14 protein-coding genes are annotated in these 18,112 nt (G+C 71.6%); 7 read left to right on the top strand and 7 right to left on the bottom strand.

Going from position 1 to position 18,112, the window contains the following annotated elements; all coding sequences use genetic code 11:
- Window positions 1–164 precede the first annotated feature (164 nt).
- From ACIOGX_RS22185 to ACIOGX_RS22175, 3 genes are all read left to right on the top strand, one after another.
- Window positions 165–1,220, top strand: a complete 1,056-nt coding sequence (locus tag ACIOGX_RS22185; RefSeq protein ID WP_401915507.1) for a LacI family DNA-binding transcriptional regulator — start codon at window positions 165–167, stop codon at window positions 1,218–1,220.
- A 119-nt stretch (window positions 1,221–1,339) separates the two neighbouring features.
- Window positions 1,340–1,606, top strand: coding sequence for a hypothetical protein (locus ACIOGX_RS22180; protein WP_401761680.1), 267 nt, complete (start codon window positions 1,340–1,342; stop codon window positions 1,604–1,606).
- A gap of 220 nt (window positions 1,607–1,826) precedes the next feature.
- Window positions 1,827–3,017: a thiolase family protein gene (locus ACIOGX_RS22175; protein ID WP_383970817.1), complete on the top strand. Its 1,191-nt coding sequence runs from the start codon at window positions 1,827–1,829 to the stop codon at window positions 3,015–3,017.
- Window positions 3,018–3,112: 95 nt separating this feature from the next.
- On the opposite strand, the gene trxA is transcribed toward ACIOGX_RS22175, so the two are convergent.
- The gene (gene trxA / locus ACIOGX_RS22170) at window positions 3,113–3,502 is read right to left on the bottom strand and encodes a thioredoxin (protein ID WP_356507797.1); all 390 of its coding nucleotides are present in this window, start codon (window positions 3,500–3,502) and stop codon (window positions 3,113–3,115) included.
- Window positions 3,503–3,631: 129 nt separating this feature from the next.
- Here trxA and ACIOGX_RS22165 point away from each other — a divergent pair, with 129 nt between their 5' ends.
- The 3 genes from ACIOGX_RS22165 to ACIOGX_RS22155 all read left to right on the top strand — a co-directional run bounded on the left by ACIOGX_RS22165 (window position 3,632) and on the right by ACIOGX_RS22155 (window position 9,355).
- Window positions 3,632–5,071 (top strand): NAD(P)/FAD-dependent oxidoreductase, encoded by a 1,440-nt coding sequence (locus tag ACIOGX_RS22165; RefSeq protein WP_356507795.1) that lies wholly within the window; start codon window positions 3,632–3,634, stop codon window positions 5,069–5,071.
- 233 nt (window positions 5,072–5,304) lie between these two features.
- On the top strand, window positions 5,305–6,804 hold the full coding sequence (locus tag ACIOGX_RS22160) for an amino acid permease (protein WP_383970814.1): 1,500 nt from the start codon (window positions 5,305–5,307) through the stop codon (window positions 6,802–6,804).
- A 166-nt stretch (window positions 6,805–6,970) separates the two neighbouring features.
- Window positions 6,971–9,355, top strand: a complete 2,385-nt coding sequence (locus ACIOGX_RS22155; protein WP_401915503.1) for an alpha-L-fucosidase — start codon at window positions 6,971–6,973, stop codon at window positions 9,353–9,355.
- Between the two features lie 52 nt (window positions 9,356–9,407).
- On the opposite strand, the gene ACIOGX_RS22150 is transcribed toward ACIOGX_RS22155, so the two are convergent.
- The 3 genes from ACIOGX_RS22150 to ACIOGX_RS22140 form a co-directional block, all read right to left on the bottom strand.
- A complete protein-coding gene (locus ACIOGX_RS22150; RefSeq protein ID WP_401915501.1) occupies window positions 9,408–10,685 on the bottom strand; it encodes a YeeE/YedE family protein in 1,278 nt (425 codons plus the stop codon).
- A gap of 398 nt (window positions 10,686–11,083) precedes the next feature.
- Window positions 11,084–12,448 (bottom strand): MFS transporter, encoded by a 1,365-nt coding sequence (locus tag ACIOGX_RS22145; protein ID WP_401915498.1) that lies wholly within the window; start codon window positions 12,446–12,448, stop codon window positions 11,084–11,086.
- 135 nt (window positions 12,449–12,583) lie between these two features.
- On the bottom strand, window positions 12,584–12,943 hold the full coding sequence (locus tag ACIOGX_RS22140) for a metalloregulator ArsR/SmtB family transcription factor (protein ID WP_356507785.1): 360 nt from the start codon (window positions 12,941–12,943) through the stop codon (window positions 12,584–12,586).
- 184 nt (window positions 12,944–13,127) lie between these two features.
- On the opposite strand from ACIOGX_RS22140, the gene ACIOGX_RS22135 reads away from it, so the two are divergent.
- Window positions 13,128–14,840 (top strand): purine-cytosine permease family protein, encoded by a 1,713-nt coding sequence (locus ACIOGX_RS22135; protein ID WP_401915494.1) that lies wholly within the window; start codon window positions 13,128–13,130, stop codon window positions 14,838–14,840.
- A 39-nt stretch (window positions 14,841–14,879) separates the two neighbouring features.
- Here ACIOGX_RS22135 and ACIOGX_RS22130 read toward each other — a convergent pair whose 3' ends face one another.
- The 3 genes from ACIOGX_RS22130 to ACIOGX_RS22120 form a co-directional block, all read right to left on the bottom strand.
- The gene (locus ACIOGX_RS22130; RefSeq protein WP_401762653.1) at window positions 14,880–16,037 is read right to left on the bottom strand and encodes a homoserine O-acetyltransferase; all 1,158 of its coding nucleotides are present in this window, start codon (window positions 16,035–16,037) and stop codon (window positions 14,880–14,882) included.
- Window positions 16,034–17,395, bottom strand: a complete 1,362-nt coding sequence (locus ACIOGX_RS22125; protein WP_401915491.1) for a bifunctional o-acetylhomoserine/o-acetylserine sulfhydrylase — start codon at window positions 17,393–17,395, stop codon at window positions 16,034–16,036. The genes ACIOGX_RS22130 and ACIOGX_RS22125 overlap by 4 nt, the downstream gene beginning before the upstream one ends.
- Before the next feature lie 235 nt (window positions 17,396–17,630).
- Complete coding sequence (locus ACIOGX_RS22120) at window positions 17,631–18,110, bottom strand: hypothetical protein (protein ID WP_356507779.1); 480 nt, start codon at window positions 18,108–18,110, stop codon at window positions 17,631–17,633.
- Between the last annotated feature and the right edge of the window lie 2 nt (window positions 18,111–18,112).

Below are 18,112 nucleotides of genomic sequence, written 5' to 3'. Positions count from 1 at the left end.
CTCGGTCGGACGGTTCCGCTCTCGGGCGAGGTGGCGAGGTGGCGTGGTGGCGAGGTGGCGTGGTGGTGTGTTGCCGTGGTGGCGCGGCGAAGACGGCGTGCCGTCCTGCTGGTTCGGCCGTCCGCCGGACCTCCGCGGACCGGTCTGGAAAGATACCGGCTGCCATGACCCAGTCAACCGAGCAGCCCGCTGACCGTCCCGTTCCGACCAGCGCCGATGTCGCCCGGCTGGCCGGAGTCTCCCGGGCCACCGTCTCGTACGTACTGAACAACACCTCGGCCGTGCGGATCAGCGATCCCACCCGGCGCAAGGTGCGCGAGGCCGCCGAGCGGCTGGGCTACGTGCCGCACGCCGCCGCCCGCTCCCTGCGCGCCGGGCACACCAGGATGGTTCTGCTGCCCACCGCGCACATCCCCGTCGGACCGCTCTACAGCCATTTCTTCAACGAACTCCAGTGGGCGCTGCGCCGGCTCGACTACACCGTGGTGCAGTACGGCAGTGTCGGCCTGGACGGCGACGGGGCGGCCCGCGCCTGGGCGGAGCTGCGGCCCGTCGCGGTCGTGTCGCTCGGCGAGATCGTCCTCACCCCGCACGGGGTGGAGGTGCTCAAACGGTCCGGCGCGAAGGCCGTCATCACCGTGGGACCCGGGCAGGTCGAGGGCGCGCACGCGCTGGTCATGGACCAGAGCGGGATCGGTGGCCGGGCGGTGGCGCATCTGATCGCACGGGGCTGTCGCCGGATCGGGGTGGTGATGCCCGAGGAACCCGGTCTGGGGATGTTCTCAGGACCCCGGCTCGCGGGCGCCCGCGCCGCTGCCGAGGCCGGAGCCCACGCCGACGCCGACGCGGGCGTAGGCGCAGGCGTACGGATCGTCCCGCTGCCGCTCGCGTACGCGGAGGACTCGGCCGCCGCCCTCGCCGCTCGCTGGCGGACGCTGGGCCTCGACGCGGTCTTCGCGTTCAGCGACGAGTACGCGATGCTCCTGATGCGCGCGCTCCAGGACGAAGGAATCTCCGTCCCGGCGGAGACGGCCGTGATCGGCTCCGATGATCTGCTGCTCGGCAGGCTGCTGCGGCCCCGGCTCTCGACGGTGCGGATCGACATGGTGACGGGGCAGTGGCTGGCCGACCTCGTCGACCGGGCGGTCCGCGATCCGGGCGGCGATCCGGAGCGGTACGACCTGATGGACTCGCGGGTCGTCCACCGCGAGTCCAGCTGACCCCTGCGGCGGCGCCGGGGGCGGGCAGGGCCCGGTATGGCGGCGCCCGGTACGGCGGGGCGTGCGCGGCACAGGTCCGCGACATGCGTGGCCGTGGCGGGGTGGCTAGCGTCGGAGGTATGACTACCGTTCCGGCGCGCTTCGAGATCCTGCTGGTCGCCGAGCACACCGAGGGCGACGGGCCGCCCAGCTCGGCGAACGCCCTGCGCTCGGCCCTCGTCGAGGCGACCGGCGAAACGGGGGCCTCCGGCTATCCGCGCTACGCGGGCAACGGCATGGAGGCCGATATCGACCCCGAGACCCGCACGGTGGAGGCGCTGCTGATCGACGGCTACGAAGTGGACTACGGGCTGTCGGTCCGCGTGGTCGACGCTCCGGACGGCTGAGGCCCCGGGCCCATCGCGCGACATCTGAGGGCCGGGCCCGGAACGGTGTGGCCGTTGACAGCGGTCGTCTCCGGACAGAGACTCTGTCGGTGCCGGTGTGAACGATGGTTCACCAGGCAGGCGAACACCCTGAGGGGAGAGGGGAGACGTGGGGAGCAGCCGCCCACGCGTCCTCACCGCCGGCACCGCGTCACGCCGTGGGAGAGAAGCCGGAGATCCGATGACCATTCGCGACGTCTATGTCGTCGACGCCGTCCGTACCCCGATCGGCAAGTTCGGGGGTGCCCTGGCCTCCGTACGCCCCGACGATCTCGCCGCCCATGTGCTGAAGGCGCTGGTGGACCGCTCTCCGGAGCTCGACCCGGCCAGGATCGACGACGTCGTGTTCGGGGACGCCAACGGCGCGGGCGAGGACAACCGTGACGTGGCGCGCATGGCCGTGCTGCTCGCCGGACTGCCGGTGTCCGTCCCGGGGGTGACGGTCAACCGGCTCTGTGGCTCCGGCCTCGAGGCGGTCATCCAGGCCGCCCGCGCGATCGCCCTCGGTGACGCGTCCGTCGCCGTGGCCGGCGGGGTCGAGTCGATGTCCCGCGCGCCCTGGGTCCTCCAGAAGCCGGAGCGGGCCTTTCCCGCCGGTCATCAGCAGCTCTACTCGACCACCCTGGGCTGGCGCATGACCAACCCGGCGATGCCTCCGGAGTGGACGGTTCCGCTGGGCGAGGGCGCCGAACTGATCGCGGACAAGCACGCGATCACCCGGGAGCGGCAGGACGCGTTCGCCCTCGCCAGCCACCGCAAGGCGGCCGACGCGTGGGCCGCGGGCCTGTACGACGGAGAGGTCGTCCCGTACGGCGGGGTGGACCTGGTCCGCGACGAATGCGTCCGCGACAGCACCTCCATGGAGGCGCTCGCCAAGCTGAAGCCGTCCTTCCGTACGGACGGGACCGGGACCGTGACGGCCGGCAACGCCTCACCCCTCAACGACGGCGCCGCCGCGCTGCTCCTCGTCGACGAGACGGGGCTGCGCGAGACGGGCCGCGAACCGCTCGCCCGTATCCGGGCCTCCGCGGTCACCGGAGTCGAACCACAGCTCTTCGGCCTCGGTCCGGTCGAGGCGGTCCAGCGGGCCCTGGCCAAGGCCGGCCGTACGTTCGCCGATCTCACCACGTTCGAACTCAACGAGGCCTTCGCCGCCCAGTCGCTGGGCTGCCTCGCCGAATGGCCCGGACTCGACCCGGCCGTCGTCAACCCGCGGGGCGGCGCCCTCGCGATCGGTCATCCGCTCGGTGCCTCCGGCGCCCGGCTGGCCGGATCCGTCGCCCACCAGCTCGCCGCGGCGGGCTCGGGCACGGGTCTCGCCGCGCTGTGCATCGGCGTGGGACAGGGCCTGGCGCTGGTTCTGGAACGCTGACAGCGGGCAACGGGCAACGGGCAACGGGCAACGGGACGACCGCGGCGACGGGGGCCGGTCACCGCGCGGCGGCCTCGGCCACCGCGCGGCCCCGGTCACTGCGCCGCTTCGCCATTCTTGGCCTGCGCCTCGGCCTCGGCCACCGACTTCCGGACCTCGTCCATGTCCAGCGCGCGTGCCTGTCCGATCACGTCCTCCAGGGCGGTCTCGGGCAGCGCGCCCGGCTGGGCGAAGACCGCGACATTGTCCCGGACGATCATCAGCGTCGGAATCGAACGAATCTCGAACGCGGCGGCCAGCTCCTGCTGCGCCTCCGTGTCGACCTTGGCGAAGACCAGGTCTTCGTGACGCTCCGAGGCCTTCTCGTAGACCGGGGCGAACTGGCGGCAGGGACCGCACCAGGAAGCCCAGAAGTCGATCAGGATGAAGTCGTTCTCCGACACCGTCCGGTCGAAGTTCTCCTTGGTGAGTTCCACAGTGGCCATTGCCTGATACCTCTTCCTGACTCTCCGGGTTACGGCGCCTGCGACAACGGTGTGCGTCGTCGCCGTATTCCTCGCCCCTGCCCGAAGATCGTGTGGCCATGCGACCGGACGCGCACCAGACTGACCCCTATGACGCATGCCACGGAAACCCTTGAATACGACGTTGTGGTGCTGGGCGCCGGACCGGTTGGTGAGAACGTCGCCGACCGGACCAGGGCGGCCGGGCTGAGCACGGCGGTCGTCGAGAGCGAACTCGTCGGAGGCGAGTGCTCGTACTGGGCCTGTATGCCCAGCAAGGCCCTGCTCCGGCCGGCGATCACGCGCGCCGAGGCCCGGCGCGTCCCAGGGGTGAGCCAGGCCGTCCAGGGGCCGCTGGACGCCAAGGCCGTGCTCGCCCACCGCGACGAGTTCACCGCGCACTGGAAGGACGACGGCCAGGTCGCGTGGCTCGACGGGACCGGTGCCGATCTTTACCGCGGGCACGGCCGGCTGGACGGCAGGAAGAGGGTCGCCGTCACGGGTCCCGACGGCGACATCAAGGTGCTGGTCGCGCGGCACGCCGTCGCCGTGTGCACGGGCAGCCGGGCCGTACTGCCCGGCCTCCCGGGACTCGCCGACGTCAAGCCGTGGACCAGCCGCGAGGCGACCAGCTCCTCGCGGGTCCCGGGACGGCTCGTGATCGTCGGCGGGGGAGTGGTGGGCGTGGAGATGGCCACCGCCTGGCGGGCGCTGGGCTCCGACGTCACACTGCTGGTCCGGGGTGACCGCCTGCTGCCCAGGATGGAGTCCTTCGCCGGTGAGCTGGTCGCCGAGTCGCTGACGGAGGCGGGCGCCACGGTCCGTACGGGCGTCTCGGTGAGCGCGGTCGAGCGCGACGGCGGGACGGGAACCGTGACCGTGACGCTGGGCGGCGGTGAGCGGATCGAGTGCGACGAGGTGCTCTTCGCCACCGGCCGCGCGCCGCGCACGGACGACGCCGGTCTCGCGTCGGTCGGTCTGGAACCGGGCTCCTGGCTGACCGTCGACGACACCTGCCGGGTCGAGGGAAGCGACTGGCTCTACGCGGTCGGAGACGTCAACCACCGTGCCCTGCTCACCCATCAGGGCAAGTACCAGGCCCGGATCGCGGGAGCCGTCATCGTGGCGAGGGCCCAGGGCGTACCGACCCTGGACGCGGGCCCCTGGGGCAGCCACGCCGCCACCGCCGACCACGCCGCCGTCCCCCAGGTCGTCTTCACGGAGCCGGAGATCGGCGCCGTGGGCCTCACCCTCGCCGAGGCCGAAGCGGCGGGCCACCGCGTTCGCGCGGTCGACTACGACATGGCCGGGGTCGCGGGCGCGTCCCTCTACGCCGACGGCTACCGCGGCCGGGCCCGGATGATCGTCGACCTGGACAGCGAGATTCTCCGGGGCGTCACCCTCGCCGGCCCGGCCGTCGGCGAACTGCTCCACTCCGCCACGATCGCGGTCGTCGGCGAGGTCCCGATCGACCGCCTGTGGCACGCGGTTCCGTCCTACCCGACGATCAGCGAGGTGTGGCTGCGCCTGCTGGAGACGTACCGCGGGTAGGGCCGCGGGTAGGCCCCTCTTCGACGGCCCGAGGCCGGCGCCGAGCACACACGCCGCCGTCGGGGGCACGCCATCGCCCCCGACGGCGGCGGCGTGCCCCGACGGCGTACCGCTCTTGACGGCCCCCGACGGTGCGCTTCCAGCCCGGCGGAGAACACAGGTTAGGGAGATCACTAATGAAGTTGATCTAACGTGCGGCTGAAACCCCCACGAACGAAGTGAGCTGAACAGCCGTGCGCAAGGAAGCAGTCCAGGACACGCCGCCACCCCCGCCGGAACACCCGGTCGCCGCCTCCTCGCCGGACGCGGGAGACGCCGGGTACAGCAAGGACCTCACGTCCCGGCACATCAACATGATCGCCATCGGCGGCGCGATCGGCACCGGGCTGTTCCTCGGCGCCGGCGGCCGGCTCGCCTCCGCGGGGCCCGCCCTCGCGCTGGCCTACGCCGTCTGCGGCCTCTTCGCCTTCTTCGTCGTACGCGCCCTCGGCGAACTGGTCCTGCACCGGCCGTCGTCGGGCTCCTTCGTCTCCTACGCCCGTGAGTTCCTGGGCGAGAAGGGCGCCTACACCGCCGGCTGGATGTATGTCGTGAACTGGTCGACCACCGGTATCGCCGACATCACGGCCGTCGCGCTCTACGCCCACTACTGGAGCCTCTTCACCGAGGTGCCGCAGTGGACGCTGGCCCTGGTCGCGCTCGCCGTGGTGCTCAGTGTGAATCTGATCTCGGTGAAGATCTTCGGCGAGATGGAGTTCTGGTTCGCCATCATCAAGGTCGCCGCGCTCGTCGTCTTCATGGCGATCGGTATCTTCCTGCTGGTCACCCAGCAGCCGGTGGACGGGCAGACGCCCGGCCTCCATGTCATCGCCGACAACGGCGGCTTCTTCCCGTCCGGTCTGCTGCCGGTGGTCGTGGTCCTTCAGGGCGTTGTCTTCGCCTACGCGGCCGTCGAGCTGATCGGTGTCACCGCGGGCGAGACGGCCGAGCCGCACAAGGTCGTGCCGCGCGCGGTGAACTCCATCATGTGGCGGGTCCTGGTCTTCTACGTCGGCTCGGTCGTGCTGCTGGCCCTGCTGATCCCGTACGACGGCTACTCGGCCTCGGAGAGCCCCTTCGTCACCGTGCTGTCCAAGATCGGTGTGCCGGCGGCGGGCGATGTGATGAACCTGGTGGTCCTCACCGCCGCGATGTCCAGCCTCAACTCCGGTCTCTACTCGACCGGTCGCATCCTGCGGTCCATGGCGATGGCGGGCTCGGCGCCGAGGTGGACCGGGCTCATGAACCGGCATCAGGTGCCGTACGGCGGGATCATGCTCACCGCCGCCGTCTGTGTGCTCGGCGTCGGTCTGAACTATGTCGTGCCGGGCGAGGCGTTCGAGATCGTCCTCAACATCGCCGCGCTCGGTGTGCTCACCACCTGGGCCATCATCATGCTCTGTCACCTGGTCTTCGTCCGGCGGGCCAGGGAAGGGCTGCTGGCGCGCCCGTCCTACCAGTTGCCGGGGTCGCCGTTCGTCGAGCTGGTCACCCTCGCCTTCCTGGCCGGGGTCGTCGTGCTGATGTGGGCCGACGGCGGAGTCGGCCGCCGTACGGTGCTGCTCATTCCGGTGATCGCGGCGGCGCTGGTCGTGGGCTGGTTCGCGGTGCGGGGGCGGGTACGTGACACGGCGGCGGCGTCCGCGGCGAACGGGGACACGGCGCCCGCCGGGAACGCCGGGGACTCCCGCTAGAGGCATGCCCCTCGCGGTCCGGGCGCGTTCCGTCCTCCCACCCGTCATGGGCTTCGATCAGTCCATCATGGCCCTCGATTCATCCGATGGATACCGTCGGGGCAAGAAAATCCGGTCCTGAAAGGAGCGTTGACAGGTTCTTGTCATGCTCCAATCATCGGATCTCATGACGGAACTTCCCAGACGCCATGTACTCGGAATGACGGCAGGGGCGGCAATCGGCGCCGCTCTGGTCCAGCCGGCCACGGCCGACGCGAGTCCGCGCACCACACTGCCGGGGACGGAAACGGGGACCGGGACGGGGACGGAAACGGAAGGGGGAGACGGCGACTGGGGCACGGTCCCGGCCGCACTCCCCGTACCCCTGGAGCCGTGGTTCGACAACGACGGCATCGACACCGCCGACGCCCGCGGCGGGAACTTCGACGGCTCCGGCTACACCTTCCCCGGCGAGGAACTGCCCACGGGGGAGGTGGAGATCGACGGACTGACCTATCTCTTCCCGGCCGCCACGGCGGGGGCGAAGAACAACATCGTCGCGCTCGGGCAGCGCGTCGAACTGCCCCCGGGCCGGTACCTGTCGGCCCACTTCCTGACAGCGAGCAGCTACGGCGAGACCTCCGGGGAGGCCACCGTCCACTACGCGGACGGCACCACCTCGACCGCCGCCCTCGGCGGCCCCGACTGGTACGCGGGCAAGGGCGCCCTCGTCGCCCCGTACCGCTACGGCCCCACCGGCGCCGAGGATCCGCACCAGGTCGTGATCGCCGCCTCCGCGGTCGCCCTCGACCCGGGCAGGGAGGCGGTGGCCCTCACCCTGCCGGTCACCCGCCCCGCCGAGGCGAACTCCTCCTCGCTGCACGTCTTCGCGCTCTCCCTCCAACCGGCCGCGGAGGGGCGGGCGTTGGCGCTCCGCGGCGCGCGCTCGACGACCTCCGCACTGCACCACGGCGCCCAGAGCGTCGAGGCCACGGTCGTCAACGCGGGCACGGTAGGCATCCTCGCCGCCGACGGGCTCACCCTCTCCGTGGAGGTCCCGGGGGCCCGTACGGTCGCACCCGCCCGTGTCACCCGGCTCGCTCCCGGCGAGGAGACCCGCGTACGGATCGGCATCCGGCCCGGCCCCGGCACTCCGCCGGGCACCGGCGGGGACGGCCGTATCGTCGCCCGCGGCCGGGGCCAGCAGGCCGCCGAGGCGCGCCGCTCCCTCACCCTCGGAGTGCCCGACTTCCGGCCCACCGACGACTCCCTGAACACCCATCAGGCGCCGTACTGGTTCCAGGACGCGAAGTTCGGCATCTTCATCCACTGGGGGGTCTACTCCGTGCCCGCGTGGGCGCCGGTCGGGGTGCAGTACGCCGAGTGGTACTGGTCCCAGATGCAGGACCCGGACAACCCGGCATACGCGTACCACCGCCGGACCTACGGCGAGTCGTTCGCCTACGACGACTTCATCCCGCTCTTCCGCGCCGAGCGGTTCGATCCGCGCTCCTGGGTGGAGCTGTTCCGGGACGCGGGCGCCCAGTACCACGTCCTGACCTCCAAGCACCATGAGGGATTCGCCCTCTGGGACACCAAGGTCTCCGACCGCAACTCCGTGAAGATGGGCCCGAAGCGCGATCTGATCAGGGAACTCTTCGACGCGTCCCGCCGCTACACACCGGAGCTGCACCGCGGTCTGTACTTCTCGATGCCGGAGTGGTTCAACCCCGACCACCCCTGGGAGGGGCACGCGCCGCGCAATCCGTACACCCTGGAACCCGTCCCGTACACCGGTCACTTCGCGGGCCAGGACTACATCAAGGACCTCCAGGCCCCGCAGATGCTGGAGCTGATCGAGGAGTACGACCCCGAGATCCTCTGGTGCGACATCGGCGGCGAGAACGACAGCCATCGCGTCCTGGCGGAGTACTTCAACCACGCCAAGAACCGGGCACGCCCCATCGAGGTGACCGTCAACAACCGCTCGGGCATCGGCCCGCACGACTTCACCACGCCCGAGTACACCACGTACGACTCGGTCGTCACCGCGAAGTGGGAGGCCAGCCGGGGGCTGGACCCGCGCTCCTACGGCTACAACCGGGCCACCCCCGACGACAAGTACATGACGACCGAGGAAGTCATCCACTCCCTGGTCGACATCGTCTCCAAGAACGGCAACTTCCTGCTCGACATCGGCCCGCGCGCCGACGGCACCATCCCGGAGATCATGGAGCGCAGGCTCCGGGAGACCGGGGAGTGGCTGAAGGTCAACGGCGAGGCGATCTACGGCAGTACGTACTGGGCGAGGATGCCGCAGCTCGGTGAGGACCTGCGCTTCACGGTCCGGCCGGAGAAGGCGTTCTACATCCACTCGCTCACCCGGCCGGGCAGCACCCTCACGGTCGGGGCTCCGGTGCCCGTCAGGCCCGGGGACCGGGTGACCCTGCTCGGCCACGACCGGGCGCTCAGCTGGCGTACGACCGGCGGCTCGCTGGTCATCGACGTACCGTCGGCGGCACGCGGGTCCGGGCAGCACGTATGGGTGTTCAAGGTCGACTGGCGTTCCTGAGGTCCCGAGGGGGCTGGGGGCGGGAGCCGGCTCCCGCCCCCTCAGGCCGCGCTCAGCAGATCCCGTCCCCCGGCTTGGGGTTGCTCAGCGCGAACAGCGGACGCAGCTTCAGGCCGGCCCAGGTGCCCAGGATCGCGACGGCCCCCCAGATCCAGCCGTGCAGACTGCCCGACGCGATGCCCGCCAGATAGGCGCCGATATTGCAGCCGCCCGCCAGCCGGGCGCCGATCCCCATCAGCACACCGCCCAGCACCGCGGCGACGGCGGTCCGCCACGGCACGCCGCGATGGAGCGTCCAGGTGCCGCCGAGCGCCGCCGCCACCGCCGCGCCGATCATGATGCCGATGTCGGTCAGGCTGTTCTTGTCGGCGAGCACCGGGCCCGCCAGCATCCCGGCGTTGTTGGGCTGCTGCCAGAACGTCCAGGTCTCCGGGTGCCCGCCGAGGGCGCGTACCAGCTCCGCACCCCACAGGCTGAACGCGCTGGTGACGCCCCAGGCGCCGCCGGAGACCAGCAGGACGCCGGCGCCGAGCACGGACAGCACCAGGGCGCCCGCGGCCAGCGGCCAGGAGCCGCGCAGCACACGCGCGGCGGCGCCGCGCGCGGACGGTACGGGGCCGGTCGGCGGCGGGTTGCGGCGGGCCTGGACACGCCGCGAGACGAGCACGATGAGCGCGAGCGCGGCCATGGTCACGGCCCAGGAGCCGAACCAGCCGACGTGGTCGGCCAGGACGACGGGCTCGAACGCGGGCAGATCCTTCCAGAGGCCGAACTGCCAGGCGGCGAGGGTCGAACCGGCGATGAAACCGCCGAGGGTGAGCACGATCGACGACTGCCCGGACCCGACCGCGAACAGGGTCCCGGAGGCGCAGGCGCCGCCGAGCTGCATGCCCACGGCGAACAGGAACGAACCGGCCAGCAGCCCCACGCCCAGGGTTCCGGCCGACGGCGCGGGCACCGAACCGAAGAGGCCGGTGCCGGTGCCGATCAGCAGCGCGAACAGGGTCGCCGTGGTCCCGAGCAGCAGGGTGTGGGCGCGCAGGCCGGTGCCGTTGCCGACGGCGACGAGCTGCCGCCACGCGGAGGTGAAGCCGAAGCGCGAGTGGAAGAGCGCCACGCCGAGACCGAGGCCGAGCAGCAGGAGCACACCGGGCCGGGCCCCGTGGGCGGACCACACATAGCCGGTCAGCGCCACGGCGATCAGCACGGACACGACGAGCGGCACCCGGCGCACGGGCGGGGCCGGGGGAGCGTCGGGACGGGGTACGGAGGTGGGGGAGGGGGCGAGCAGGGCGGCGGACTTCGTCGCCTCCACGGGCGGTGCGGTCATTGCGGGATCTCCGGGGACGGGCTGGGATACGGGAGGGGCCGACGTGACACGGGTGGCTGCCGGGACCGTGGCGGAAAACGTCCGCGAGGAGGGCTCAGCGGCTACGGGCGCGTCGGCCGGGGGCTCGGCGCCGACGGGACTCGGCGGCGACAGGTTCAGCGGCGACGACGACGGGTTCAGCGACGACAGCGGGGGCGAGGACAGGCCGGGCGGCGACAGAGGCCGTCGTCGACACACCACGCCGAGTTCGCGAAGAGCGCGAGACAGAGGAGGCGAGCGGGTGCGGACATGGGTACGAGCATAAGGGCCGGTTTCCGCCTTGTGGACCGGCGTCTCGCCATGCGGTCGGCGCGGGCTCGTCGGGATGCCGCGGGCCGGTGAGGCCCGTCGGGCCGCCCTCAGACCTCGGCGGAGGTCCGCGCCGGAGTGGGCCAGCGCGTGTGGAAGGCGTCGATACGGTAGTCGTGGCCGTGCCACCACCCGGCGTGGGTGGCCACCGCGTCCCGTACGTGCGGATGTCCGGCGGGGAGTTCGCGGTGCACATGACCGAGGTGGCCGGGGTCCCGGCGCGGCCAGAGGGCCACCGCCGCGACGGCGGCGGCCAGCGAGACCCCGGCCAGCACCCCGGCCGCCGTGGGCAGGCCCGCCCCCACGGCCAGCGATCCCGCCAGGGGATACGTGAGCAGCCAGCAGCAGTGGGACAGCGAGAAGCGCGCGGCGAAGGCGGCCGGGAGATCGGCGGGAGCGGCGGAGCGGCGCAGCAGGCGCCCGCTCGGGGTGAGCACCGCGGATGAGGCGATCCCCAGCAGCGTCCACGCGGCGAGCAGCGCCGGCCACGCCCACCGGCCGGGCGTGACGGCCGTGCCCAGCGAGACGGCGGCCAGCACGCCCGGCAGCACGAACGCCGCGGGCAGCATCACCGTACGGTCGCCGGTCCTGTCGAGCAGCCGGGGCAGCAGAAGAGCGGCGGCCATGGACCCGCCGCCGAAGGCGCCCAGCGCCAGCGAGACATCCCCGGCGGTGCGGCCGAGACCGCCGCGTACCAGCACCACCGTATGGACGGTGACCATGGCGCCGCCCGCCGCGACCGCCAGATCGAGGCACAGCAGCGCCCGCAGCCTCGGGGTGGCGAAGAACAGCCGGGCGCCGAAGGACACCTTCGCGCGACCGCCCCCGGTACGTTCCACCGGTGCCGGCCGGGGCAGCAGTACGGAGACCACCAGCGCGGCCGAGGCGAGAAAACCCAGCGCGGTGCCCGCGAACAGCCAGTTGTAGGAGATCACGGTCAGCAGCGCGGCGGCCAGCGCGGGACTGAACAGACTCTCCAGGTCATACGCCAGCCGCGAGAGCGACAGGGCCCGGGTGTAGTCGCGCTCCCCGGGCAGCAGCCGTGGAATGGTCGCCTGGAACGCCGGGGTGAAGGCCGCCGAGGCGCACTGCAACAGAAAGATCAGGACATAGATCTGCCACACGTGGGAGACGAAGGGCAGCGAGAGCGCGACACCGGCGCGGACCAGATCCGTCGACACCAGCAGCGCACGGCGCGGAATCCGGTCGGTGAAGGCGCCGATGACCGGTGCGACGCCCACGTACGCGACCATCTTGATGGCCAGGGCCGTCCCCAGGACGGCCGACGCGTCCGCCCCCGCCAGGTCGTAGGCCAGCAGGCTCAGCGCGACCGTCGCGAGCCCGGTTCCCACGAGCGCGACGACCTGGGCCGCGAAGAGATGCCGATAGGTGCGGTTGTGCAGCACACTGAGCATACGACTGTCCTTGACCGGCGGTCGGGTGCGTCCTCCCAATCTAATGCACGTGTGCGCATCCATGCACGTGTTGGGGTGGGCGGAACGCCGCGAGGGGCAGGCCGCAGCACGCCGTGGGGGACAGGCCGGGCAGTCTCAGTCGTGCCAAGGTTCGCCGGTGACCTGGTGGTTGGCGTGGCTGATCGCCTCCACCACCAGCCGGCGGAGATGGCCGTCCGTGAGCGCGTAGACGACATGACGGCCGTCCTTGCGCGACCGCACCAGTTCCGCCAGCCGCAGCTTGGCCAGATGCTGACTCACCGCGGGCCGCGCCGCTCCGCACGCGGCGGCCAGCGCCGTCACATCGGACTCACCGCGGGTCAGCAGCCACACCAGATGCAGCCGGGTGGGGTCGGCGAGCAGCGAGAAGACGGACGCCGCCGCGGCCAGTTCGGAGGCGCCGGGCGTTTGCTGATGCGCATCGCTCGCTGTTGAGGATCCATGGCGTCCGGGCATGGGCCCATCGTAGGCGCGGCTCGTGGAACACCCCCGCCCGCGTCGCGACGGCGCCCGGCCCGGAAACCTCTCCGTCATCCGGTGAACGCCGGTGGGAAACACCGACTGCCTACTGTCCCCGCGTGGGCAGGTCCCCCGCGGGGGAAGCCGCTCCCGCCCCACCCCGGCCCCCAGGAGGCGTGGCATGAGCACCGAACCACGGCTGATAGCCCCCGACAGCCATCCGGAGCCCCATCGGGCCGGGACGGCCGCGGCGACCGCGACGGACACCACGGGAACCGACGACCGGGCGGTCAGCGAGACCCTGGAGGACTACACCCTCCGGTTCGCGCCGCGCAGTTACCGCCGCTGGACGCCCATGGTCGTGGCGACCACCGCGCTCGGCGGCATCGCCTACCTCGCCGACTTCTCCATCGGCGCCGGTATCGGGCTCACCCACGGCACCGGGAACGCGCTGGCCGCGATCGGCCTCGCGGCGGCCGTCATCTTCATCACCGGATTCCCGCTCGCGTACTACGGAGCGCGGTACAACATCGATCTGGACCTCATCACCCGGGGCTCCGGCTTCGGTTACTACGGGTCCGTGCTGACCAGTGTCATCTTCGCCAGCTTCACCTTCATCTTCTTCGCCCTCGAAGGCTCGATCATGGCGCAGGGGCTGAAACTGGGCTTCGGACTGCCGCTGTGGCTGGGCTATCTCGTCTCCACCCTCATGGTGATCCCGCTGGTCATCTACGGGATGAAGGCGCTCAGCAAACTCCAGGTCTGGACGACTCCCGTCTGGCTGCTGCTGATGGTCGGTCCGCTGGTCTATCTGGTCGCCAACGACCCGGACACGGTGAACCGTTTCCTCGCGTACGCGGGAACCGACGGCGACGGCGGCGTCAACACCGCTTCCGTACTGCTGGGCGCGGGCGTGTGCCTGTCGCTCATCGCCCAGATCGGCGAGCAGATCGACTACTTGCGCTTCATGCCGCCCAAGACCGAGGCGAACAAGCGCGGTTGGTGGACGGCCGTGGTGATGGCCGGCCCCGGCTGGGTGGTGCTCGGCGCGCTCAAGCAGGCCATGGGGGTCTTCCTGGCCGTCTACATCCTCTCCGAGGTGGGGCCGGCGGCGGCCACCGAACCCATTCAGCAGTTCCGCGGCGCCTTCGACGCGATGATGCCGTCCTGGCTGGTCGTACCGCTGGCCGTGGTGCTGGTCGTGATCAGCCAGATCAAGATCAATGTCACCAACGCCTACTCCGGCTCGCTGGCATGGACGAACTCCGTCACCCGCGTCACCAAGCACTACCCGGGCCGCATGATCTTCGTCCTGGTCAATCTGGCGTTCGCGCTGATCCTGATGGAGGCCGACATGTTCAGCTTCCTCAACAGCATCCTGGGGTTCTACTCCAACTGCGCGATCGCCTGGGTCGTGACCGTCGCCACGGACATCATGATCAACAAATATCTGCTCAAACTCTCCCCGCACGCGCCCGAGTTCCGCCGTGGCATGCTCTACGCGGTCAACCCGGTGGGCGTGGTGGCCTTCATGGCCGCGTCCGGACTCTCGATCGCCATGTACTTCCACGCGCTGGGCGACACGCTCCAGCCGTACTCACCCGTCGCCGCCGCCGTGATCGCGTTCGTCGTCACCCCGCTCATGGCCGTCGCCACCAAGGGCCGTTACTACCTCCGGCGCACCGACGACGGGATCGGCGAGCCGCTGCTCGACGCCGAGGGAAACCCCAGCGCGACGACGTACGCCTGCCATGTGTGCCGGCAGGAGTTCGAACGGCCCGACCTGGCCGCCTGCCTCACCCACGACGCGGTGGTCTGCTCGCTCTGCCTGAGCACGGACAGGACGGGCGACCATCTGCTGCCCGCGACGCCCACGGTGCCCGCCGCTCCGTGATACCAGGTGGGCCGCCGCCCCGCCGGACCACCAGGCGTCTCACGCCCGGCACAGCAACTCCTCGATCAGAGCGCCCACCTGCGCGGTCTCGATCAGGAAGCCGTCGTGTCCGTACGGCGACTCGATGGTTCTGAGCCGGTCGGCCCCGGGGATCGCGGCGGCCAGCTCCGCCTGCTGGGCCGGCGGATAGAGCCGGTCGGAGTCGACCCCGGCGACCAGGGCCGGCATCCGGACGCGGCGCAGGGCCGCCGCGACGCCACCGCGGCCCCGGCCCACGTCATGGCCGTTCATCGCCTCGGTGAGCGTCACATAACTTCCGGCGTCGAACCGGCGCACCAGCTTCGCGGCGTGATGGTCGAGATACGACTCGACCTGGTACCGGCCGCCCCGCCAGGGATGGCCGCCCGGCTGCGGTCCCCGGCCGAACCGGGCGCCGAGCTCCGGCTCGCTGCGATAGGTCACATGCGCGATACGGCGGGCTATCCCCAGCCCCCGGTACGGACCGCCACCGGCCGGCGCGTCGTGGTAACGGCCCTCCTGCCACGCCGGGTCCGAGCGGATCGCCGCGATCTGGACGGAGCCCCAGGCGATCTGCTCCGCGGAGGCGGCGGCGGGACACGCGAGCACCAGCAGCGAGCCCGTGCGCTCCGGGCGGCCCACGGCCCATTCGAGCGCCCGCATACCGCCCATGGACCCGCCGATGACGGCGGCCCAGCGCGCGATCCCCAACGCGTCGGCGAGGGCCGCCTCGGCGGCCACCTGGTCACGCTGCGTCAGATACGGGAACTCCGGCCCCCAGCGGCCCCCGCCCGGCCGCGCCGACGAGGGGCCCGTACTGCCCTGGCAGCCGCCGAGCACGTTCGGGGCGACCACGAACCACCGGCCCGTGTCGAGCGCCAGGCCGGGGCCGACCAGGGCATCCCACCACCCCCCAGTGGGATGCCCCGGCCCGGCCGGTCCCGCGACATGGCTGTCCCCCGTCAGCGCGTGCAGGACCAGCACCGCGTTCGAGCCGTCGGCGGCGAGCCGCCCCCAGGTCTCGTACGCGAGCCGGACCCCGGGCAGCGCTCCGCCCGCCTCCAGCGGGAGCGGACCGTCGAGCGTCACCCAGGAGCGGCGGCCGGCCGGATCCCCTTCCTGCCAGCCACCGGTGGCCGGCGGGAGGGGGAGCGTGGCCGGTTCGGCGGAGGTGTTCAGGACGCCGCCTTCGCGGCGCGGAACCCCGCCTCCAGATCGGCCTTGAGATCGGCCACGTTCTCCAGCCCCACCGAGAGCCGCACCAGCCCCGGAGCGGTGCCCGTCGCCGCGAGCTCCTTCTCGCCGAGCTGGCTGTGGGTGGTCGACGCCGGATGGATGATGAGGCTGCGTACATCACCGATATTGGCGAGATGGCTGAAGAGTTCGACCCCGTCCACGAACCTCTTGCCCGCCTCGACCCCGTCGCGCAGTTCGAACGCGAGGACCGCGCCCGCGCCGTGCGGGAGGTAGCGCCGCCCGGCCTCGTACCAGCGGTTGGACGCCAGCCCCGGGTAGTGGACGGCGGCGACCTCGTCGCGCTGTTCCAGCCACTCGGCGAGGGCCAGCGCGTTGGACGTGTGCCGCTCGACGCGCAGGCTGAGCGTCTCCACGCCCTGGAGCAGCAGGAACGCGGAGTGAGGGGAGAGCGCGGGGCCGATGTCACGCAGCAGCTGGACCCGCAGCTTCACCGCGAAGGCGCCGGCGCCCAGATCCGGCCAGTAGCGCAGCCCGTGGTAACTGTCGTCCGGGGTGTGGAAATCCGCGAACCGCTCGGCGTGCGCGCCGAAGTCGAAGGTGCCCCCGTCGACCACCACCCCGCCGATGGTGGTGCCGTGCCCGCCGAGGAACTTCGTCGCCGAGTGCACCACGATGTCCGCGCCGTGCTCGATCGGACGGAGCAGATACGGCGTCGGGACGGTGTTGTCGACGATCAGCGGCAGTCCGGCGTCGTGCGCCGCGTCCGCCACCGCCCGTACGTCCAGGACATTGCCGCGCGGATTGCCCAGCGTCTCCGCGAACAGCGCCTTGGTGTTGGGGCGTACGGCGGCCCGCCAGGCGTCGATGTCGTCCGGGTCGTCGACGAAGGACACCTCGATGCCGAACCGGGGGAGCGTGTGCCGGAAGAGGTTGTACGTCCCGCCGTACAGCGAGGTGCTGGAGACGATGTGGTCCCCGGCGCGGGCCAGCGTCAGGATCGCCAGCGTCTCGGCGGCCTGCCCCGACGCGAGCGCGACGGCGGCCACCCCGCCCTCCAGAGCGGCGATCCGCTGCTCCAGGACGTCCTGCGTGGGGTTGTGGATCCGGGTGTAGATATTGCCGGGTTCGGCGAGGGAGAACAGATCGGCCGCGTGCTGGGTGTCCTTGAAGACGAACGACGTCGTCTGGTAGATCGGCACCGCACGGGCGCCGGTCGTCGGATCGGGCTCGGCCCCCGCGTGGATCTGCTTGGTCTCGAAGGACCACGAGGGCCCGGCGTCCTGCCGGGAGGTGTCCTCGGGAGTGTGTCCCCCGGTGATGGAGTCGACGGGCTGGCTCATATCTGGCCTCGCACGGGTTCTTGTGACAGCGGGATCGCTTGACTGGCGGGATCGCTTGATTACGGACCGTAGAGCCGCCGCGTCATGGCAGGAAGCGCGCCGCGCGCATGGCCATGAACCCGCAATGTCGCGGCAACACACGGCACACGCGATCTGATGATCCGTCGGCGGGGCGCGGTACGGCGGCGCGGCGCGGCGCGGTGTGCCGGGCGGCGGACGGCGGACGGTGGATCCCTCAGGTCCGGCGGGCACGACGGCCCGCGCGGCGACGGCCGCGGTGCGCCCACGGGTGGGTGATCAGCAGAAAGGCGGTCGCGACCACGGCGATCGCCTCGGCGACGACCGTGAGTTTCTTGTCGCCGTACCAGATGGGCTCGTACATGTTCGGGATCGGGCCCAGCTGGCCGACATCGACATAGCGGTAGACCAGCAGCAGCGCCAGGCCGCCGACCGCCACACACCACGCGAAGAGATCCCCGGGCAGCCGCTGCCAGACCAGCACGAACAGCGCCGCGAGCGACGCCAGTGCGGCCTCGACGCGGAAGAGGTCGCCCTGGCTGATGGTCGCGGTGACCACGTCGTACTGGTCGGCCAGATAGGCGTGGAGATAGGCGTCCCACGCGAGACCGGCGGCGGCCAGCAATCGGGCCGCTCCGCGCAGCGGACGGAGTCTCCGGCCGGAACCCGAGCGGACGCCGGTGGGCGCTGAGGACATCA

It is taken from the genome of Streptomyces sp. NPDC088147 (assembly GCF_044741565.1).
Classification (GTDB): domain Bacteria; phylum Actinomycetota; class Actinomycetes; order Streptomycetales; family Streptomycetaceae; genus Streptomyces.
Note: the sequence above shows the minus strand (reverse complement) of the source record. Positions and strands in the feature narration are given on the sequence as shown.